The sequence below is a fragment of the Nocardia sputi genome, assembly GCF_023501985.1.
In genome coordinates this window covers 305,615-324,479 of record NZ_JAMFLC010000004.1, presented here as the reverse complement: position 1 = coordinate 324,479, position 18,865 = coordinate 305,615, and the positions used below count along the sequence as shown (strand labels likewise).

Annotated in this window: 21 protein-coding genes; 14 read left to right on the top strand and 7 right to left on the bottom strand. The window is 69.3% G+C overall.

Annotated features, from left to right (window positions below):
- Positions 1 to 16 precede the first annotated feature (16 nt).
- From M8859_RS08610 to M8859_RS08600, 3 genes are read left to right on the top strand one after another with little or no spacing between them, the layout of a single operon-like run.
- Positions 17 to 1,435 carry an ABC1 kinase family protein gene (locus tag M8859_RS08610; RefSeq protein WP_159921532.1) on the top strand — a complete coding sequence of 473 codons (1,419 nt, stop codon included), beginning with the start codon at positions 17 to 19 and terminating at the stop codon, positions 1,433 to 1,435.
- Between the two features lie 33 nt (positions 1,436 to 1,468).
- Positions 1,469 to 2,719, top strand: a complete 1,251-nt coding sequence (locus M8859_RS08605) for a saccharopine dehydrogenase family protein (RefSeq protein ID WP_249644077.1) — start codon at positions 1,469 to 1,471, stop codon at positions 2,717 to 2,719.
- Positions 2,720 to 2,731: 12 nt separating this feature from the next.
- On the top strand, positions 2,732 to 3,364 hold the full coding sequence (locus M8859_RS08600; protein ID WP_159921536.1) for a class I SAM-dependent methyltransferase: 633 nt from the start codon (positions 2,732 to 2,734) through the stop codon (positions 3,362 to 3,364).
- Here M8859_RS08600 and M8859_RS08595 read toward each other — a convergent pair.
- Positions 3,361 to 3,948, bottom strand: coding sequence for a TetR/AcrR family transcriptional regulator (locus M8859_RS08595; RefSeq protein WP_195069760.1), 588 nt, complete (start codon positions 3,946 to 3,948; stop codon positions 3,361 to 3,363). The genes M8859_RS08600 and M8859_RS08595 overlap by 4 nt on opposite strands.
- A gap of 99 nt (positions 3,949 to 4,047) precedes the next feature.
- Between M8859_RS08595 and M8859_RS08590 the strand changes: the two genes are divergently transcribed.
- Positions 4,048 to 4,479 (top strand): tautomerase family protein, encoded by a 432-nt coding sequence (locus M8859_RS08590; RefSeq protein WP_159921538.1) that lies wholly within the window; start codon positions 4,048 to 4,050, stop codon positions 4,477 to 4,479.
- 85 nt (positions 4,480 to 4,564) lie between these two features.
- Here the strand turns inward: M8859_RS08590 and M8859_RS08585 are convergent, their stop codons facing one another.
- The gene (locus M8859_RS08585) at positions 4,565 to 4,756 is read right to left on the bottom strand and encodes a hypothetical protein (protein ID WP_195069614.1); all 192 of its coding nucleotides are present in this window, start codon (positions 4,754 to 4,756) and stop codon (positions 4,565 to 4,567) included.
- A 62-nt stretch (positions 4,757 to 4,818) separates the two neighbouring features.
- Positions 4,819 to 5,562, bottom strand: coding sequence for a GntR family transcriptional regulator (locus tag M8859_RS08580; RefSeq protein ID WP_195069615.1), 744 nt, complete (start codon positions 5,560 to 5,562; stop codon positions 4,819 to 4,821).
- A gap of 182 nt (positions 5,563 to 5,744) precedes the next feature.
- Between M8859_RS08580 and M8859_RS08575 the strand changes: the two genes are divergently transcribed.
- From M8859_RS08575 to M8859_RS08560, 4 genes are read left to right on the top strand one after another with little or no spacing between them, the layout of a single operon-like run.
- Positions 5,745 to 6,137: a hypothetical protein gene (locus M8859_RS08575; RefSeq protein ID WP_195069616.1), complete on the top strand. Its 393-nt coding sequence runs from the start codon at positions 5,745 to 5,747 to the stop codon at positions 6,135 to 6,137.
- 41 nt (positions 6,138 to 6,178) lie between these two features.
- The gene (locus tag M8859_RS08570) at positions 6,179 to 6,844 is read left to right on the top strand and encodes a hypothetical protein (RefSeq protein ID WP_223519091.1); all 666 of its coding nucleotides are present in this window, start codon (positions 6,179 to 6,181) and stop codon (positions 6,842 to 6,844) included.
- Between the two features lie 5 nt (positions 6,845 to 6,849).
- Positions 6,850 to 7,566 (top strand): ESX secretion-associated protein EspG, encoded by a 717-nt coding sequence (locus tag M8859_RS08565; RefSeq protein WP_249644076.1) that lies wholly within the window; start codon positions 6,850 to 6,852, stop codon positions 7,564 to 7,566.
- A 32-nt stretch (positions 7,567 to 7,598) separates the two neighbouring features.
- Entirely contained in the window at positions 7,599 to 8,447 is an 849-nt protein-coding gene (locus M8859_RS08560) for a polyphosphate kinase 2 family protein (protein ID WP_195069618.1), read from the top strand.
- A gap of 258 nt (positions 8,448 to 8,705) precedes the next feature.
- Here the strand turns inward: M8859_RS08560 and M8859_RS08555 are convergent, their stop codons facing one another.
- Positions 8,706 to 9,569, bottom strand: a complete 864-nt coding sequence (locus M8859_RS08555) for an LLM class flavin-dependent oxidoreductase (protein WP_195139149.1) — start codon at positions 9,567 to 9,569, stop codon at positions 8,706 to 8,708.
- A 71-nt stretch (positions 9,570 to 9,640) separates the two neighbouring features.
- Positions 9,641 to 10,978 carry a carboxylesterase family protein gene (locus tag M8859_RS08550; protein WP_195139150.1) on the bottom strand — a complete coding sequence of 446 codons (1,338 nt, stop codon included), beginning with the start codon at positions 10,976 to 10,978 and terminating at the stop codon, positions 9,641 to 9,643.
- 94 nt (positions 10,979 to 11,072) lie between these two features.
- On the opposite strand from M8859_RS08550, the gene M8859_RS08545 reads away from it, so the two are divergent.
- The 3 genes from M8859_RS08545 (at position 11,073) to M8859_RS08535 (ending at position 13,170) form a co-directional block, all read left to right on the top strand.
- Positions 11,073 to 11,648: a TetR-like C-terminal domain-containing protein gene (locus M8859_RS08545; protein ID WP_195069621.1), complete on the top strand. Its 576-nt coding sequence runs from the start codon at positions 11,073 to 11,075 to the stop codon at positions 11,646 to 11,648.
- A gap of 182 nt (positions 11,649 to 11,830) precedes the next feature.
- Positions 11,831 to 12,607, top strand: a complete 777-nt coding sequence (locus tag M8859_RS08540) for a DsbA family protein (protein ID WP_195069622.1) — start codon at positions 11,831 to 11,833, stop codon at positions 12,605 to 12,607.
- Positions 12,607 to 13,170, top strand: a complete 564-nt coding sequence (locus M8859_RS08535; protein WP_370523776.1) for a vitamin K epoxide reductase family protein — start codon at positions 12,607 to 12,609, stop codon at positions 13,168 to 13,170. Before M8859_RS08540 ends, M8859_RS08535 begins: the two co-directional genes overlap by 1 nt.
- A 9-nt stretch (positions 13,171 to 13,179) precedes the next feature.
- Here the strand turns inward: M8859_RS08535 and M8859_RS08530 are convergent, their stop codons facing one another.
- Entirely contained in the window at positions 13,180 to 14,295 is a 1,116-nt protein-coding gene (locus M8859_RS08530) for a S1C family serine protease (RefSeq protein WP_249644075.1), read from the bottom strand.
- A 161-nt stretch (positions 14,296 to 14,456) separates the two neighbouring features.
- Between M8859_RS08530 and M8859_RS08525 the strand changes: the two genes are divergently transcribed.
- Positions 14,457 to 15,509: an NAD(P)-dependent alcohol dehydrogenase gene (locus M8859_RS08525; protein WP_159921562.1), complete on the top strand. Its 1,053-nt coding sequence runs from the start codon at positions 14,457 to 14,459 to the stop codon at positions 15,507 to 15,509.
- A gap of 72 nt (positions 15,510 to 15,581) precedes the next feature.
- On the top strand, positions 15,582 to 16,778 hold the full coding sequence (locus M8859_RS08520) for an AI-2E family transporter (RefSeq protein WP_223519101.1): 1,197 nt from the start codon (positions 15,582 to 15,584) through the stop codon (positions 16,776 to 16,778).
- A gap of 13 nt (positions 16,779 to 16,791) precedes the next feature.
- Here M8859_RS08520 and M8859_RS08515 read toward each other — a convergent pair whose 3' ends face one another.
- Entirely contained in the window at positions 16,792 to 18,084 is a 1,293-nt protein-coding gene (locus M8859_RS08515) for a phthiocerol/phthiodiolone dimycocerosyl transferase family protein (RefSeq protein WP_249644074.1), read from the bottom strand.
- Between the two features lie 119 nt (positions 18,085 to 18,203).
- Here M8859_RS08515 and M8859_RS08510 point away from each other — a divergent pair, with 119 nt between their 5' ends.
- Positions 18,204 to 18,770 (top strand): TetR/AcrR family transcriptional regulator, encoded by a 567-nt coding sequence (locus tag M8859_RS08510; protein ID WP_159921566.1) that lies wholly within the window; start codon positions 18,204 to 18,206, stop codon positions 18,768 to 18,770.
- The last annotated feature ends 95 nt before the right edge of the window (positions 18,771 to 18,865 follow it).

Here is an 18,865-nt window from a genome sequence, read left to right as displayed (position 1 = left end):
CAACGGAGGTACCTCGATGGCGAAGCAAGTACCGACCTCTCGGCTTGCTCGTGGCACCAAGCTGGGTGCGGTGGCAGCCAGTTCGGTGCTTCGCACACAGCGCGCACGGTTGACCATGCGGGGCAGATCCGAAGCCGTCCGGGCGAAGATGGCCGAGGAATCCATGATTCGCACCACCGAGCAGGTGGTCATGGTGCTGGGCACCATGAAGGGCGTCGCCATGAAGCTCGGCCAGATGATGTCGGTGCTCGACCTGGATCTGGTCCCCGAGGACCACCGGGAGCGATTCCAGAAACGCCTGGCCGTGCTGCGCAACGCGGCCCCGACGGTCTCCTTCGCGGCCATGCGCCAGGTGATCGAGGACGATTTCGGCAAGCCGCTCGACGCGGTCTTCGCCGAGTTCGACGCCGAGCCGGTCGCCGCCGCCTCGATCGGCCAGGTCTACCGGGCGCGACTACACGACGGCCGCCAGGTCGCGGTGAAGGTGCAATACCCGGGCATCGACGCCGCGGTGCGCGCGGACCTGAAGAATCTCGCGATGTTCCGGCGCGTGCTGCAATCCGCGATGCCGTGGGTGACGCCCGCGGTGCTGGACGAATTGCGGCTGAACATGGAAGCCGAACTGGACTACCGGGCCGAGGCGGCCACGCAATTGCAGATCGCCGAGCTCTACGCCGAGCATCCGTTCGTCATCGTGCCGCGCTCACTGCCGGAATTCTCCACCACCCGAGTGCTGGTCACCGAGTATGTGCAGGGCAAGGGCTTCGAGGCGATCCGGCAGTTGCCCCAGGCCGAACGCGACCGGATCGGCGAGATCATCTACCGGTTCTACGTGGGGTCGCTGTTCACCTTCAACGAGTTCTGCGGCGACCCGCATCCCGGCAACGTGCTGCTGGCCACGGACGGCCGGGTCGGGTTCCTGGATTTCGGGTTGTTCAACCGGATGGATGCCGAGCACGTGCAGTTCGAGCTGACCTGTCTGCGGGCCGCCGCGGAAGATCGCGCGGAAGATCTGCGCGAGTTGATGATCGAGCGCGGCGTCATCGATTCGCCGCAGGAGATCGGCGCCGAGGAGTGCCTGGAATACGTGCTGGCCGCCTCGGAATGGTGTCTGGTCGACGAGGAGCTGACCATCACCCCCGAACTGGCCAGCGGCGCCTTCCTGCTCGCGGTCGACCCGCGGGCCAGCGAGTTCACCGGCATGAAGCAACAGAATCTGCCGCCGGAGCACCTCTTCTCCCGCCGCGCGGACTTCCTGACCTTCGGCATGCTGGGTCACCTCGGGTGCACCGCCAACTGGCACCGCATCGCCCGGGAGTGGCTCTACGACGAACCACCGGTCACCGAGCTGGGCCGGACCCATCACGCCTGGCTCGCCGACCGTGCCCACACCGCGTCGCAACGGCCGCGGGCGCGCAAGAAGACCACGAAGTAGCCGATCGGCGACACGACCCCAGAACGGAAAACCATGGCAGACACTCGGGAATTCGACCTGGTCCTCTTCGGCGCGACGGGTTTCGTCGGCCAGCTGACCGCGGAGTATCTCCTCGCGGCAGCACCGGAATCCGCGCGGATCGCGCTGGCGGGCCGGTCGCTGGACAAACTGACCGCCGTGCGGGAGGGTCTGGGGCCGAAGGCCGCGAGCTGGGGGCTGGTAGTGGCCGACTCGAAGGACCAGACCGCGCTGGACGAGCTGGCCGCGCGGACCAAGGTCGTGGTCACCACCGTCGGTCCGTATCTGCGCTACGGGATGCCGCTGGTGGGGGCATGCGCCAAGGCCGGAACGCATTACGCCGACCTCACCGGTGAGCCGCTGTTCATCCGCGAGGCCATCGACGCCTATCACGAACAGGCCGTGGCCACCGGCGCGAGAATCGTGAATTCCTCCGGCTACGACTCGATTCCGTCCGATCTGAGCGTGTACCAGCTCTACCGCCGCACGGTCGAGGACAACGCCGGTGAGCTCGTCGACACCACGCTGGTCGCCTCGTTGAAGGGCGGTGTCAGCGGCGGCACCATCGATTCCGGCCGCGCCATGATGGAGGCGGTCGCCGCCGATCCGGCCAAAGGCGCGGTGCTGTCGCATCCGTATTCGCTGAGCCCGGACAAGTCGATGGATCCCGATGTCGGCCGCCAGTCCGATCAGGCGCTGGCCCGGGCGAGCGCGATCGACCCGAGTCTGGACGGATGGGTGAGCACGTTCGTCATGGCCGCGCACAACACCAAGATCGTGCGCCGCACCAATGGGCTGCTCGGCTGGGTGTACGGCAAGAACTTCCGCTACCGCGAAGTGATGAGCGCGGGGAAATCGCGGGTCGCGCCACTGGTCGCGGCGGGCGTGGCCGGCGGCATCGTGGCGGGTCTGACCGCGGGCGCGCTGCTGTCGCGGGCCGCCGCGGGCCGCAAACTGCTGGACCGCGTGCTGCCCAAGCCGGGGACCGGGCCCAGCGAGGAGGCCCGCAAGAGCGGTTGGTTCACCATGAAGACGTTCGCGCACACCACTTCGGGCGCGAAGTACGTGGCCACCTTCTCCGGCGCTGGCGACCCGGGATATCAGGCCACCGCGGTGCTGCTCGGCGAGAGCGGCCTGTGCCTGGCGTTCGACACCGGCAAGCAACCCGAACTCGCGGGCATCCTCACTCCCGCGGCGGCGATGGGCGACGCGCTCACCGACCGGCTGCGCGCGGCGGGCATGACCATCACGGTCGAGCGTGCCTGAGGTCGCACGCCGGTGAATCTCGCACGCAAGACGATGAATGCCCCGGCCCTCGCCGCGGTGTACGAACGAGCCTGGCGGCCGACGCTGTTCTATCTCGCCAGCGGGCGCACGACCGCGGCGGACCGGCGCGACGCGGTCGCCACGCTGCGGCTCGGCGGCGCGCAGAAGGTTCTCGACATCGCCTGCGGGCCGGGCAATTTCACCAGATACCTGAGCGAGGCGCTGTCGGGTGACGGCTACGCGATCGGTTTGGACTACTCCGAACCGATGCTGGCGCGCGCCGTCGCCGACAACGCCGGACCGCGCGTCGGGTATCTGCGCGGGGACGCGCGCAGGCTCCCGTTCGCGGACGGAACTTTCGACGCGGTCTGCTGTTTCGGCGCGCTCTACCTCATTCCCGACCCGCTCGTCGCCGCTCGGGAGATGATCCGCGTCCTCGCTCCCGGTGGCCGCATCGCCATCACCACCAGCCACCGAGCCCCCAACCCCGTCGGCGAGGTGAGCCGCGTGGTCGGCGGCTTGAGCGGTCTGCGGGTGTTCGGCACCCGGACGTTCCCCACCCTCTTCGCCGAACACGGCTTGGTGGAGATCGACCAGCGGGTCCATCGCCTGCTCCAGTACGTCAGCGCGACGAAACCGGCTTAGCCCCGGCGCTGCTCACCGGTGACGGCTCGGATCAGGAATTCGAGTTTGTCCACGGTGTGATCGAGCGGACGGATGCTGCGTTCGGCCCGGCACATCGCCACCGTGCCCTCCATCGCGGCAACGACCAGGGTGGCGGTCTGCTCGGCGTCGATCTCGCTCGCGCCGTGCTCGCGCAACGACCGTGCCAGCAGTCCGGTCCAGTTCTCGAACGCGGCGGCGGCGGCACGCTGCGGTTGGTCGTCGTCGCCCGGATCTTCGATCGCGACGGCGAGCACCGGGCATCCTGCCTGGAAGTCGCTGTCCAGCACCACCTTTCGCCACATGTCCACAAATGACCGCAGACCGGCGACCGGCCCGGCCGCAAGCCCCCCGGCGAGTTTGCGGGCGGCCAGCGCGTCGGTGAACCGAACCGCTTCGGCGGCCAGTTGCGATTTGCCGCCCGGGAAATAGTGGTAGGTGGAGCCCAGCGGCGCCTGGGCGTGCTTGGCGAGTTCCCGCACGCTGGTCGCGTTCAGGCCGCGGCGGCGGATCATGTCGGCCGCGCCGGCCACCATCCGCTCCCGCGCCTGCGGCGTCTCGGCCATCGCTTCCCCTCCCTTGCTCATGACGACTGTCATAGCGTACCGTGCAGGAGTTATAACGATCGTTATAGACGCCGATATTCGTTTCGAATGGAGTTCGACATGCCGATGATCCAGCTGACCCTGCCCACCGGAGTCCTGTCCGCCGATACTCGCGCCGCGCTGCGCGGCAGGCTCGCGTCCACCTTGCTGAAGTGGGAGGGAGCGCCCGACGCGGCGTTCTTCCGCGCGCTGGCCTGGAGCCGCATCGATGAGGTCCCGGCAGGCGCTTTCGGCAGCGACGAGGACGAGCTGCCGAGATTCCGGGTCGACGTCACCGTGCCCGCGGGGGCACTGTCCGATCGCCGCAAAGAGGGCCTGATCAAGGAGGTGACCGCGGACGTCTCGGCTGCGGCGGGACTCGGCGACGCCGACGGCTTACGAGTGTGGGTGCTCATTCACGAACAGCCCGAAGGCACCTGGGGCGCCGCCGGGAACGTGGTCCGCTTCGCTGAGCTGGCCGCTGTGGCCAAAGGTCAGCGCGCCGATGCGTGAGCCGCGCCTTCTCGAGCCATCCGCCACAGCTGTCTGTCGCTGCCTCGACCGCGGCTCACTATCTGAGAGTACGGGCGCGAGGGGATCAGGGCGTGGGCGGGGCCGCGCCGAGATCGACCATGCGGTGGAGGATGGCAGGGGCCAAGGCCAATTCGAATTCGGTTCCGCTACTTTCGAAGACGAAGGCCAAGTAGTCGTCGCGAGTTAGTGGGGCCAAGCGGACCGAGCACTGCTCCCCCACGACCACCCAGCCGCCGACGGTCAACTGATCGGACATCGCCACTCCCCACCCTCCGACACTTCCGACAAGTGGACTATGCCAGTTGCGGGCTCAGGGTGTCAACGGCGGAAATTGGCCGCTGAGCTGGTGAAATACTCCTGTGCGCACCACTGGCCGGGCGGATGGGTGATCTCACGGTACTCGAGCGCGACGCGCCCGGCGTCGAGGCCGACGCGGCGCACCACCAACACCGCGGCCGGGTGTGGGAGCGCGAGGTGGCGGCGTTCGTCCTCCGTGGCCAGCCGGGCGCCGACGCTCTCGCGCACGACCGCGGTGACGCGACCGACCGCCGATTCCAGGTAACGCCGGACTTCACAGGGCAGCGGATCGGAGCCGAGCAGGAGGGTGGCGGGTTCGGCGAATCCACCCGGAAACCAGCAGGTGATCAGCCGCGTGCCCGCGGAAGCCGACTCCCGCAGTGTTGTTCGCACGATCACCCGGCTTCGCGCGGGCACGCCGAGCGAGTCGGTCACCTCTCGTGGCCCTTCGACCACCTCCGCGCGCAGCACGGTCACCGACTCGCCCGCGAGCGCGGACGATCCGTATCGGGGCGCGCTTTCGCGCATCAGCACGCCGCGTTCGGCGACATAGGTGCCCGATCCACGGCGGGTCTCCACGATTCCCTGTCGGCGCAGGACATTCAGCGCCTTGGCGGCGGTGGGTCGTGCCACCTTCCAGCGCGCCGCGAGCTCCCGTTCGGAGGGCACCTCGGCGCCGGGAGCCAGCTCGCCGCTCTCGATCAGCCCCAGCAGATACGCCGAGATCCTCAGGTATTTCGGATATACGTCATGGATTTCGGCCACCGGTCGCCCTCCCCTGCCGACACCGCCCCTCGGACCGCTGGCCAGTGTAACAACGGCGCGCGGGGTCGCCGGGGGCCTCGCACAAGCCGGTACCGAGTCGGTCCACGGTGTTGTACCGACCGGTAAAGTGCGGATCCAGTACAGCGCGGTACGAGCAGGACCGAGCGGAAGGGGGCTTCCACGTGGCGGTACCCGATACCGGACAGGGGACGGCGCGAGAGCTGTACGCGGCGGCCATCGGCGCGGGCGGGGGCGAACCGTTCGAGCTGGACACCGCGGTGGCGGAGAATCTCGCCGCGGCGTGCGACAAGCTGGTCGACGATCTAGGTCGCGCGATGACCGGCCAGCACTTGGTCACCGACGTGACCGGCTTCCCGGATCTGCCCACCGGACATGGCCTCACCCGCGGATTCGCCGACAAAGGACGGCAATACCTGGACACCCTCGCGGCGTTCCAGGAAACCGCGCTGCTGTTCAAGGCCGCGTATCTCGCCGCGGCCAACCGGCTGGCCGAGGCCGAAGCGGCCAACCAGGCCGCGCTGCGGCTGATCGCCGAATACCTGGAGCCCCGATGAGCGGGCCTCCCCACGCCGGGATCGACTGAGGGGGACGAAGAATGGCAGACTCCGCGGCACGGGCCGCCGCCGACGACATCCGGCAGGAGCTGGCCGGATTCACCGCTGGTGCGACCGATCCCGCCTACGCGCCGGATCGAGAGCTGTTCGGCGCCTACACCCATCAGCAGATATGGGACCTGGTGCACGAAACGCTCGACCCGGCGGCGCTCGGCCGGGTCGCCGCGGCGTGGCACACCAACGCCGCCGCGATGGCCGAAGCGTTCCAAGCCTTCTCCGATGCCACCAACCGGGAGTTCGCACGCTGGTCCGGCCGGGCAGCCGACGCCGCCGTGGGTGCGACCAGGCAGTTCGTCCGCGCGGGCGAGGAGGCTCACGACGTGTGCCGGGCGGTCGCGCGGCTGATGGAGTTGAATAGCGATGCCGCGCAAACGGTCCGGGGCGCGATCGCGCCACCGCAGCGGTATCGGCCACTGGCGGACCCGGCCGCCGAAGCGGTTTACGGTGGAAAACGTAGGATGGAACACGATAGTGCGGCGGCAGACATCGAGGCGGATGTCCGGGACACGATGACTTACGTCTACACCCCGACGATGCCCGCCACCGGCGACCGCGTTCCCCAGTTCCCCCAGCCACACGAAGGCTCGACCGCCGACAACGGCGCACCCGCTGATCCGGACTCCGTCCGCGGAGGCGGCGCACGGTGAAATGGGTGCTCACCCCGGACGAATTCACGCATGTCTGGACGAACGAAACGAGCCTGGACCGTAGGCCCTACCCGGTCAACATGGTCCCCTCGGCTACCGTGCGCACCGAATCGGAGTATCACGCCCTCGGTTTGCCGCAGCGCTTCTCCCGGCAGGCCGACCCCGATCTGGCCGCCGCGCTGATGCTCTGCGCGCGCCACGACGCGACCACCATCACCGTCTCCGGCGAGCGTTCCGCGGCGTCGCACAACGGCAGCGCGGCGGAACCCGTACGGATTCTCGCGTTCGCCGCGGTGGTGCACAACCACGCGAGCATCCTGGTCGCCACGCCGGACCGGGTGACCGTGCACATGTGCCATGTCCGGGCAGTCGGCGAACGCCTGGTGCAGATCATCGGTTCGGCGCGGCCGGGCAGACTCGCCCCGATGCGTGAGCCGCAGGACGCCGTGCTCAGTCCGGACCGCACCGAGCCGTTCGTCACCAACGGCCAGCGCGGCGCGGCGAAATTCCGCCAAATCCTGCGCAAGCCGGTGGACGGGCGCGGCTTCATCACCGTCACGGTGGAGCCGGAGAATCCCATGTCCCCACCCACCCGCCACCGCACCTGGCTGGACTTCACCGGTGACGGGCGCTACCTGCTCACCACAGCGCACGATCTCATCCTGACCCCCGTATCGGACGAGGAGTTCGCCGCCCAACTCCTGCGCCTCGCGCAGATCTGACCACTCGCGACTACCGCGGGTAGGTTCGGAACATGTCGAAGCTGTGGACGGTCACACCTGCCGAGGCCCTGAAAGCGGACGGGTTGCGAGTCGCCGAGCTGGATACCTCCGGGCGCCCTGGATTCACCGGCGACAAGAAGACAGGCCTCGAACTGCTCGCCGAACGCAGCGTGGTGCTGTCGGATCTGCAGGAGAAGCTGTACGCCAACGGCCGGTCCGGCGGCGACCGGCGCAGCGTGTTGCTGATCCTGCAGGGCATGGACACCGCGGGCAAGGGCGGCATCGTCCGGCACGTGATCGGATCGGTAGATCCGCAGGGCGTCGACCACGCCGCGTTCGGCGTGCCGACGCGGGAGGAGCGGCGTCATCACTACCTGTGGCGCATCCGCAAGGCGCTGCCGCGCGCCGGTCAGCTCGGCGTGTTCGATCGCTCGCACTACGAGGACGTGCTCGTGGTGCGAGTGCACAATCTGGTGCCGCCCACCGTGTGGGAGCCGCGCTACGAGGAGATCAACACCTTCGAGCGCGAACTGGTGGACGAGGGCATCTCGCTGGTGAAGGTCGCGATGTTCGTCTCGCTCGACGAACAGAAGAGGCGGCTGGCCGAGCGGCTGGAACGTCCGGACAAATTTTGGAAATTCAACCCCTCCGACATCGATGAGCGCGCGTTCTGGCCCGCCTACCAGGAGGCATACCAGGCGATGCTGGAACGCACGTCCACCGAGTACGCGCCCTGGTACGTCGTGCCCGCCGACCGCAAGTGGTTCGCCCGCCTCGCGGTGACCGAACTGCTGATCGCGGCGCTGGAGCGGCTGGAGTTGGATTGGCCCCCGGCGAAGTTCGACGTCGAGCGGCAGAAGCAGCGGCTGGCGCAAGCCTGAGTCGACGCGTCCTGTTGTCGGGCCCCAAGCGGCTCGCGCGAGACCACATCGCCGTGCTCCAGTCCGCCGGAGCCAGGCCGCCCCGCTCGACGTAGATCTCCGATGCCGTCCCTTCGAGCTGTCCGCCGGCGCGGCCGGGGCGGCCTGCGGCGCGGGGTTCCAGCTCCGAGTAGGCGAGTGCGCTGCCGACGACGTGGTCGCGGTGCCGCTGACCCGGCAGCGGATGCGCGTCGGGGGCCTGGACGCACTCCTAGCTGCTCACGGGACCAGAGGTCGGACCTCCTCGGCGACGAACCGGAGGAAGGCGGCGGGATCCGGATCGTCGGCCGTGGTCTGGAGCACGACGGTGTCGGCGCCCGCTTCGGCGAGCATGGTGACCGCCGCGGCGATCGCCTGCGCGTCACCGGCCACACCCGCGCCCGGCGCGTGCGCCGGAGTGCGTTCGGCGGCCAGGCGCGCGTCGGCCTCGGGGCCGGTGACAGCCAGCAGATTCGCCACCACGTGGTGGTGATCGGTGCGCCCCGCGGCGGCGCGGCCCTCGTCGATCAGCGTGCGGGCGGCCCGCACACCGTCGGCATCGGTGATCGAATCGAGCAGGGTGCCGTCGGCGTGCTCGCCGGACAACCGGATCGAGCGTGGGCCGCGCGCGCCCGCGTAGACCTTCGGCGCGGTCGCGGGTGGCCAGTCCAGCGCGACGTCGTCGAGATGCACATAGCGGCCGGAGACGGTGACCCGCTCGCCGCCCAGGAGAGCGCGCAGCGCGGCCAAGTGCTCGCTGAGCAATGTCACCGGCGATTCGACGCGGCCGCCGACCTGAGCCATCCAGCTCTGCACACCGTGTCCGACGCCGAGAGTCAGCCGGGCGGGGAACAGACGATGCAGCGTGGCGGCCTCCATGGCGGTGAGAGCGACGTTGCGCAACGGCACGGGTAGCAACCCGATACCGACGCGCAACCGCTCGGTCCACGCCAGTACCGCGGCAGCGCTGGCGATTCCGCTTTCCAGGAAGCAGTCCTCCCACAGCCACAGTTCCTCCAGGCCCGTGGCCTGGGCCACCTGAGCCGCCTCGCGCAGCAGTTCGGGTGGATTTTGCGGGCGGAACACAGCACCGAGAACAGTCATCCCACCATTCCTACCCGCCGAGCCCGGCGGACGCGGGTTTTCTCGCGTGGAGACGGCCGACGCGGCCGCGCTCAGGGTAGCTGCCGGGCGAAACGCGAGTTCGGTCGATGTGCCGTCCAGTCGGGGTCGCCGATTCGTCCGGTGTGGACGAATTCCCCCCAATACCGCCGGGTTCGGATGCCCAGCGCGTCGATCTCGGCGGGGGTGAGCGGCGCGAGCATCGGCGCCGCGCGCCATGTATCGGCGTCGCCGAACAACAGCGGCAGGTCGACGCAGTGGCAGGCGCCGTACGGGTTCGCCGGATGCAGCCGTCCCACGCGGTAACAGTAGACGGTGGCGCCGGCATCGACCAGCTCGTCGGCAAAGCGGAAAAGTCCTTCCTCGAACGCTTTTCGCCCGATCAGGCGCTGCCCCGCCGAGTCGAGCCTGCCCCCGATCCCGGGCAATCGCCGCAGCCTGCCGAAGACCGGGTGCGGGCCGCCGTAGAACGCGCGCGCTTCCTCGGCCGCGCAACCGAGCACCACCGGCAGTCCGCCCGCCGCGTCCCGCACCGCCTGTCGCCACTCGCGCTCGCCGGGCAGCGGGCCCGCATCGGCTACGGGCAAGAAGGGCGGTGCGGAGTTCAGTGCTGCCGGTCCCGCCGCGCGGCGCACCGTACGACCCTGCGCGGCGAGCAGGTCGGACACCGGCGCGGTGAACGGATCGGCGCCGAGTTCGGCGAGGAACATCGCCCCCGTCCGCTCGGCTTGCCGGTGGTTGTGGAATCCGACGCCGAAGGGAGCGCTCTGCACGATCGCCTGGGCGAACAGCGGCCTCGCTTCCGCGATGCCCAGCAGCGCGACGACCGATTGCGCGCCCGCCGACTGCCCCGCCACCGTGACCCGCCGCGGATCGCCGCCGAACTCGGCGATGTGCTCGCGCACCCACCGCAGCGCCGCGATCTGGTCGCACAGCCCGAGATTCCCCGCCGAGACGCCCGGCGCGCGAAGGTAGCCCAGCACGCCGAGCCGGTAGCTCACCGACACCACCACGACGCGCGTCTCACGCACGAGCCGGTCCGCGTCGTACAGGTTCCATTGCCCGCTGCCCGCGAGGTATGCGCCGCCGTGCAGCCACACCAGCACCGGACAGCTGCCCGGTTCAGCGCCCGCTGGGATGGTGACGGTTAGCGCCAAGCAGTCCTCCGACTGCTCGAGCGGGTCCGCCCGCCCGATCACCCCCTCGAGCCGTCCGGGCAGTTGGGGTGCGACGGCGTAGCGGCGCGTCGCGTCGTACACCCCCGTGTGTGCCGCGACCGGCTCCGGCGCACCGAATCGCTCGGCCCGCGCGTAGGGAATCCCGCGGAACACCACGGCCGAGCCGCGGGTCTCGCCCCGCCAGCGCCCCGAGGGCGCGACCACGTCGTTCATGCCTCTCTCACCTTCTATCGCAAGTCTACTTGCGATAGCACCACGCTAAGGCTCGAAGGCGAAACAACGCAAGAGGAGTTGCGATAATCGACGCATGAGTGACTCCCCCGCGCAGATCCGTGGTGCGCGCCTGCAGAAGGCAGTGCTCGACGCGACACTGGCCCGCATCGAGTCGGCGGGCATCGGCAACGTGCGCGTCGCCGACGTGGCCGCGGACGCCGGCGTGCACGAGACCTCGATCTACCGACGGTGGAAAACGCTGCCTCGGCTGCTGCTGGACGCGCTGCTGTCCCGAGTGGCCGAGGAGATCCCGCTGCCGGACACCGGGTCGCTGCGCGTCGACCTGGAGCGGTTCATGACCGATCTCATCCGGTTCGCGCGGACACCGTCCGGCCAGGCCCTGATCCGGGGCACCGTGATCGCCGAGTCCGATCCCGAGGTCGACGCCGCACGGCGCGAATTCTGGGTACGGCGGCTGTCGGCGTCGGAGGAGATCGTCCGGCGCGGTATCACCCGTGGCGATGTGGCCGCGACGGTGGACCCTCGGCTGACCATGCTGACCCTCGGCGGACTGGTCCACCTGCACGTCACGCAACTCGGCGCGGAACTGCCGCCCGGCTTGGCCCGCGACGCCGTCGACCTCGTCCTCGGCGGCATCACGCCGCGTTGAGCGCGTCTTCTCGGCACGCTCCCGCCCGGTATCAGCGACCGTAGGCGGGATGTTTCGGAATCTCTCAGGTACGCCGACGATGATGACCGCGTGTGGCCCGATCACCCGGCAAGGTGGTCGGCGGATCTACCATCGTGGCGGTAGGAAACCGTCCGGCGAGCGAAAGGCGTGGTGAGCGCACGGTGAGCAAACAGGGTGGGAAGTCGAACCCGCTGCTGGCGGCGGAACGCGCCGACCGCAACCGCAAGATCTTGATCCAGGTGGCCGTCGCCGCCGTGCTCGTCGGGTTGATCGCGGCCATCGGCATCGGCATCGCGGTGCAGAAGGCCCGCAAGGACGACCCGGGCCCCACCCCGTCCATCGCCGCGACCGGCGCGGCGAACGCGGGCCCGGTGGCCGCCTCGATCACCGACAGCGGCGCGGTCCGGATCGGCAAGCCGGACGCGAAGGTCAGCGTGCGCGTCGTCGCCGACCTCCAGTGCCCCGCCTGCAAGGCCTTCGAGTCGGCCAACGGTCAGGTGCTCACGGACGCGGTGAACAACGGCACCGCCGTCGTCGAGTACAACATCATCGCCTTCCTGGACAAGGCCTCCACCACGCGCTACTCCTCGCGCGCGGGCAGCGCCTCCTACTGCGTCGCCGAGGCCGACCCCACCAAGTACCAGGACTGGCTGAAGGCCATGTTCGCGCAGCAGCCGCCGGAGGGCGGCGCGGGGCTGTCCGACGACCAGCTCGTCCAGATCGCCAAGAGCGTCGGCTATACCGACGACGCGGTCGCGCAGTGCATCACCGAGCACAAGTACGACAAGTACATCCAGGCCCGCACCAAGGAAGTGCTGGAAAGCGGCATCCAGTCCACCCCGTCGGTGTTCGTCAACGGCAAGAAGGTCGAGTCCAGCCAGGAGATCTTCGGACCCGGCGGCCTCGCACCCGTGATCAGCGCCGCCGCTGCCCAGTGATCACCGCGGGGCCGCGCGCCGCGTGGGTGCTGCTGGTCGGCGGACTCGCCGGCTGGCTGGCCGCCGTCGCGCTGACGGTGGAGCGGTTCAAGCTGTTCACCGACCCCGGCTACACCCCGTCGTGCAGCATCAACCCGATCCTGTCCTGCGGGTCGGTGATGGTGACCGACCAGGCTTCGGTCTTCGGGTTCCCGAACCCGCTGATCGGCGTCGTCGGGTTCTCCGTCGTCGTCACGCTCGGCCTGCTGTCGGTGGCCGGGGTCGGCTTCCCACGCTGGGTCTGGGGCAGCCTGTGGCTCGGCGCCCTGCTCGGGGTCGGCTTCGTCTGCTGGCTGATCTTCGAAAGCCTCTACCGGATCAACGCGCTGTGCCCGTACTGCATGGTGGTCTGGGCGATCATCACGCCGCTGCTCGCGGTGTGCACCGATCAGCTGTGGGGAGGCTCGCGCGGTCCGCTCGGCGTGCTCGCCGAATGGCGCTGGACGATCGTCGCGCTGTTCTTCGCGGTCGTGCTGCTGCTGGTGTTCCTGCGTTTCCAGGACTACTGGTTGTCGCTGGTCTGATCCGCCGGTTCAGTTCGGCGGGCCCGCGACCAGGACCACGGCTACCGTGCGCGCCCCGTGTGCGCCGGTGACGCCCAACCGGACGGTGTCGTTCGGCTTGCGCGTGTTCAGCGCGGCGCGCAGGGACTGCGCACTGCTGACGGCGTGACCGTCGATCGAGGTGATCACGTCACCTGAGGCGAGACCGGCGGCGTAGGCGGGCATGCCGTAGATCGCCACGTCCACGCGCGCTCCCGTGCCGACGGGCAGCGCGTTGGAAACGAGCACACCGAGGGTTGCCGTCGGGCCGATGTGCACGGTGTCGGTCGGGGTGCCGGAGCGAATCTGCTGGACCACTCGCATCGCGGCGTCGATCGGCACCGCGTAGCCGTTCGCCGGCTCGTCCGCCGCGCGCGCCCCGTCACCGGATGCCGCGGCGATGACACCGACCACGTGCGCCTTCCGGTCGACCAGAGCTCCGCCGGATTGGCCGGGAGTGACCGCCGCCGCGACCTCCAGCATCCCGCTGAGCGCTTTGCGCGACAGATCGGCGGCGTTGACCGCCACGATCGCGCTGTCCAGGTCGGTGAGCGGGCCGTGCACCGCGGTCGGCGCGCCACCGGTCCCGCCCGCGTTGCCGATCGCGAGGACCTCCTCACGCAGGCGCAATCCGGCCGAACTGCCGATCGTCGCGATCGGCAGCTCGGCGGCGGCCAGGTCGAGCAGCGCGATGTCGGCCTCCGCGTCGTAGCCGAGCACGACCGCGTCGTAGACCTTCCCGTTGCCGACGTCGGTGACGGTCACGATATCCGCGCCTTTGACCACGTGGTGGCTGGTGAGCACCTCGCCGTCGGCGGTGAGGACGATGCCGGACCCCGCCGCGCCGGGCCCGGACCGCTCGGTGGAGGCGTTGACGTTGACCAGCGCCGGACGCACCGCCGCGGTGACCAGTCCCGGGTCCAGCGGATCGGGCGGGGCGAACGCGACCGAGGCCGGGGCCCCAACGGTGCGATTGTGATCGGGCAACTCGCCGCGATACCCGAGGAAAGCGACGACCGTGAGCACGAAGGTGACGACGAGCACGAACACCCGGCCACCGCCCGGCGTGCGCCGCGCCCCGGTCCACTGCTGCCGTTCTTCGTCCATGGCTCTCCCGCCTCGGCCGAACCGCTCACCGATTCCATTGTCCCCACCAGACGCCGCCGAAGATCATCGAACCGGGGACCGCGCCCGAAAAATACCCCGTGACCGCGCCGTTCTCGTGTCCCAGTTGGCAACCGCACCCATGCGACGGTAGGCATGTCCTCATGAGCACAGCCGCCGCCTACGCCCTGAACGCCCCCGAGGGCTCGTTCGAGAAGGTCACGATCCAACGCAGGGACCTGGGCCCGCACGATGTGCTGATCGACATCAAGTTCGCGGGTATCTGCCACTCCGACATCCACACCGCGCGAGGCGAGTGGGGCCGGACCCGCTACCCCTGCGTGCCGGGGCACGAGATCGCGGGCGTGGTCGCCGCGGTCGGGTCCGCGGTGTCCAGGCACCGGGTCGGTGATCGTGTCGGCGTCGGATGCATGGTCGGTTCCTGCGGGGTGTGCGCACCGTGCCTGGCCGACGAGGAGCAGTACTGCGCCGCGGGCGCGACCATGACCTACAACACCGTGGTCGACCCGGCGGTGCAGCCGGGCGGGCACACCCTCGGCGGTTACTCCACGCAGATCGTGGTGACCGAGAACTTCGTGGTCGCGATCCCCGAGGGCATCGGCCTGGATGTCGCCGCGCCGCTGCTGTGCGCGGGCGTCACGCTGTACTCGCCGCTGCGGCACTGGGGCGCCGGACCGGGCAAGAAGGTCGCGATCATCGGCATGGGCGGGCTCGGCCACGTCGGGGTGAAGCTCGCCGCCGCCATGGGCGCCGAGGTCACGGTGCTCAGCCACTCGCTGAGCAAGCAGGACGACGGCAAGCTCTTCGGCGCCGCCGCCTACTACGCGACCGGCGACGAGCGGACCTTCCGTGAGCTGCGCGGCCGGTTCGACCTGATCCTCAACACGGTGTCGGCGGACCTGCCGATGGACGCCTACTTACGCCTGCTCGCTTTGGACGGCACCCTGGTGCTGCTCGGTCTTCCCGAGAACCCGTTGACCGTCCGGCCCTTCCACCTCGCCGCGTACCGGCGCTCGCTGGCGGGCTCGTCGATCGGCGGCATCGCGCAGACCCAGGAGATGCTGAACTTCTGCGCCGAGCACGGCATCGGCGCGGAGATCGAGTTGATCGCCGCCGACGAGATCGATGGCGCCTACGACCGGGTCGTGGCCAGCGACGTGCGCTACCGTTTCGTCATCGACATATCGACCATGTGAGCCTGCTCGCCCACCGGCGCGGCCACGCGGTGTCCGGCCGCTAACCGAACGCGGCGTGGGTACTTTGACCTTGTGTCTGTGGAGGACGAAGACGAGACGCCACCACCCGACAACGGTGGAGGCCGCGGCATGCCGCCGTGGGTGCCGCGAGCATTCCTGCTGGCGGCGGCGACGATCACCGGACTGCTGGCGGCCTTCTGGGTGCTGGAGCGCCTGCAGGGTCTGCTGACGGTTCTGCTCGTCTCGCTATTCCTCGCCTTCGCGATCGAGCCCGCGGTGAACTGGCTGGCGCGGCGCGGCATGCGGCGTGGGCCGGCGACCGGATTGGTGTTCCTGGTGATGACGGCCCTCGTCGTCGCCTTCCTCTGGACCCTCGGCGCGCTGCTGGTCGAGCAGGTCACCACTCTGGTCGAGAACGCCCCCGAATACGCGGACCGGGGCGTGGAGTGGATCAACAACACCTTCAAGACGGATGTGTCCAGCACCGACATCCAGAAGTACGCCACCGACTGGAGTTCCACCCTGGAGGGTTACCTCACCGGACTGGCGGGTGACGTGTGGGGCATCGGCACCGCCGCGCTCGGCGCGCTCTTCCAGGGCCTCGGCATCCTGCTGTTCACCTACTATTTCGCCGCCGACGGTCCGCGCATCCGCACTGCCGTCTGCTCGCTGCTGCCGCCGCGGCGTCAGCGGCATGTGTTGCGCGCCTGGGATATCGCGGTGGAGAAAACCGGCGGCTACATCTATTCGCGAGCTCTGCTCGCACTCTTCTCCACGCTCGCGCACTACGTGGTGCTGCGCGTGCTGGACGTGCCATCCGCGTTCGCCCTCGCGCTGTGGGTCGGCGTGGTCTCCCAGTTCATCCCCACGGTCGGCACCTATCTCGCCGGTGCGCTGCCGGTCATCGTGGGGCTGGTGCACGGCCCGAGCACCGCGCTGTGGATTCTCGGCTTCATCGTGCTCTACCAGCAATTCGAGAACTATGTGCTGCAACCGCGCGTCACCGCGACCACCTTGGACATGCATCCGGCCGTCGCTTTCGGGGCGGTGCTGGCGGGCGCGGCGATGCTCGGCGCGACCGGTGCACTGCTCGCCATTCCGGTCACCGCGACGGTGCAGGCGTTCTCCGGCGCCTACATCCGCCGCTACGACGTCCCGGCCGACGTGGAAGCCGACCTCGACCGCACGGCCCCGCGCAAACGACGGCGAAAGTTGGCCAGGCAGTTGACCCTTCGTCTGGCGGGCCGCCACAACCCGCCTCCGCGCTGAACCCGGCGCGGGGTCAGCCGGCGCGAACGGAGGTCAACGCCCCGATCAGCGCCTGGCGTACCGCGCCGAGCTGGGCGCCGCTGTGCCGCGCGGTGTCGTACTCCACCTGAATGGTCATCCTGCCGTCGACCGTGAAGACGGTCAGTTTGGGCGGCATGCCCGCCGCCATGGCGAAGACGTCGTCGCGGATGATCCGCACACCCGGCGGCGTGGAATGCGCGGGCAGCCGACCGATATTCGAGATGGTGAAGGTGTTCTGCGCCGCGAACATCGCGGCCGTGGCCGGATCGGTGACACGCTGTGCGGTGAGCATCATGCCCAGCGCTTCCCCGCGTTCGGCCGAAGCCCGCATTCCCGCCGCTACCACGTGCGCCAGCGCGACCGGGTCCGCTTCGGCTTCGACCAGCGCGAACGTGCCGACCCCGGACACGCAGTTGAGCACGGTGCTCGCAGGCAGCGGCGGCGCCAGATCCGCGCGGACGTCCGCCGCGTGGCCGCACACCATCGGCAGCGCTCCCGTCGATGGCGCCAACTGGGCCCGGAACGCGGCGAACGCCGCCCCGCCGATCAGGCTGTTCACCGTGAGACCGTGCGAGCGAGCGGCCACGACCACGGCGGCGGTTTCGCTGTGATCCAGCTCGATACGGTCGAGGGTCAACCGGCCCGGCGCGCCGACGCCGAGTTCCGGCAGGTAGCGCGGCGCGAGATCCGGGCTCATCATCGCGGCGCCCGCGCGCATCAGGTCGAGCAGCTGGGCGACCTGCTCGTCGGAGACGATCCGGGCCAAGCGGATGTCCATCGCTTCGGGCAGGCGCTGATCGGATTCCGGTCGCGGCGCGAAGGCGCCCGTCACCTGCGCGGTGTAGCGCTCCCACAGTTCCGCCAGCAACGCGAAAGCCGATCTGCCATCGGCGATTCCGTGATGGAGAATCAAAACGATCCGATCGCGGTCACCCGCGCGGAACAGATGCGCGTGGAACAGCCCGTCGTTCCAGTCCTGCGGCGTGTTCACCAGGTCCAGGTACTCGGGTTCGCCGCCCTCGGTGATCGCCAAACGGGGCAGGTAGGAATCGTCGCGCCGGAAGTATTTCGCGCCGTGGTCGTCCACGAGCTGCTTGCTGCGCAGCAGGGGGTGTGCGGCCGCCAGTTCGGCGAACACTTCGCGCAGTGTGGGCACGTCGAGCGCGCCCTGCACGGTCGAACCGATGAACAGCGGCATGCCGCCGACCGGGATGCTGCCGATTCTGGTGCCGGAGCCGAAGTAGCCGGCCTCGAAGGGGGACAGGACGCGCTGAGCAGTCATCATCTCGTTCTTTCTCGTGGGAGTGACCACCTGAACATACAAGCGTTTCAAACGTCTGTCACATACGATTGTTTGAAACATGTGTGTTAAACGCCTGTATGGCGCGCTGCTAAGGTGCAGGAGTGGGAACCCGGGAAGACCTTCTCGCCGCGGCCAAGCGGTGCCTGGCCGAGCGCGGTTACGCGCGAACCACCGTGCGCGAGATCGTCGCCGCCTCCGGCAGCAACCTGGCGGCGATCAACTATCACTTCGGCACCCGTGACAAGCTGCTCAACCAGGCGATGATCGAATCGAGCGCCGAAGCGGTGCAGCGGATCGCCGCGGCGCTGCCGCGGGACGACTCGGATACTCCGGCGGCGCGTCTGGAAGCGTTCTGGCGGGAACTCATCGCGTCGTTCACCGAGGACCGGCCGCTCTGGTCGGCGAATATCGAAGGCATGGCACAAGCGCTGCACTCCCCCCAGGTGCGCGCGGAGTTGGCGGTCGCGCAGGAACGCGCACGCGAGTCGATCTGGCAACTCTTCGGCCCGACGCGCGGCGCCGAAGCCGACCGCGCCGTAGGCGCTGTGTTGCACGCGCTGATCGGCGGTCTCATGGCCCAATGGCTGGTCGATCCCGAACACGCGCCCTCGCCCGATGACCTGATCGCAGGGTTGCGCACACTCGCGGGCGAGATCGGCGCCGACTGAGCCCTCCAGCACCCGGGTGCGGGTATGAGCCTTCCGAGAACCGGGGCGCACGGCCTATCCCACGCTGTGGGTAGCCATGGATCGCGCGCCGATGT

What these genes read in the sequence shown, in the direction of transcription:
- M8859_RS08610 (WP_159921532.1), top strand. Translation starts at nt 17, where the DNA reads ATGGCGAAGCAAGTACCGACCTCTCGGCTTGCTCGTGGCACCAAGCTG.
- M8859_RS08605 (WP_249644077.1), top strand. Translation starts at nt 1,469, where the DNA reads ATGGCAGACACTCGGGAATTCGACCTGGTCCTCTTCGGCGCGACGGGT.
- M8859_RS08595 (WP_195069760.1), bottom strand. Translation starts at nt 3,948, where the DNA reads ATGGCCGAGACGCCGCAGGCGCGGGAGCGGATGGTGGCCGGCGCGGCC.
- M8859_RS08590 (WP_159921538.1), top strand. Translation starts at nt 4,048, where the DNA reads ATGCCGATGATCCAGCTGACCCTGCCCACCGGAGTCCTGTCCGCCGAT.
- M8859_RS08585 (WP_195069614.1), bottom strand. Translation starts at nt 4,756, where the DNA reads ATGTCCGATCAGTTGACCGTCGGCGGCTGGGTGGTCGTGGGGGAGCAG.
- M8859_RS08570 (WP_223519091.1), top strand. Translation starts at nt 6,179, where the DNA reads ATGGCAGACTCCGCGGCACGGGCCGCCGCCGACGACATCCGGCAGGAG.
- M8859_RS08560 (WP_195069618.1), top strand. Translation starts at nt 7,599, where the DNA reads ATGTCGAAGCTGTGGACGGTCACACCTGCCGAGGCCCTGAAAGCGGAC.
- M8859_RS08555 (WP_195139149.1), bottom strand. Translation starts at nt 9,569, where the DNA reads ATGACTGTTCTCGGTGCTGTGTTCCGCCCGCAAAATCCACCCGAACTG.
- M8859_RS08550 (WP_195139150.1), bottom strand. Translation starts at nt 10,978, where the DNA reads ATGAACGACGTGGTCGCGCCCTCGGGGCGCTGGCGGGGCGAGACCCGC.
- M8859_RS08545 (WP_195069621.1), top strand. Translation starts at nt 11,073, where the DNA reads ATGAGTGACTCCCCCGCGCAGATCCGTGGTGCGCGCCTGCAGAAGGCA.
- M8859_RS08530 (WP_249644075.1), bottom strand. Translation starts at nt 14,295, where the DNA reads ATGGACGAAGAACGGCAGCAGTGGACCGGGGCGCGGCGCACGCCGGGC.
- M8859_RS08525 (WP_159921562.1), top strand. Translation starts at nt 14,457, where the DNA reads ATGAGCACAGCCGCCGCCTACGCCCTGAACGCCCCCGAGGGCTCGTTC.
- M8859_RS08515 (WP_249644074.1), bottom strand. Translation starts at nt 18,084, where the DNA reads ATGATGACTGCTCAGCGCGTCCTGTCCCCCTTCGAGGCCGGCTACTTC.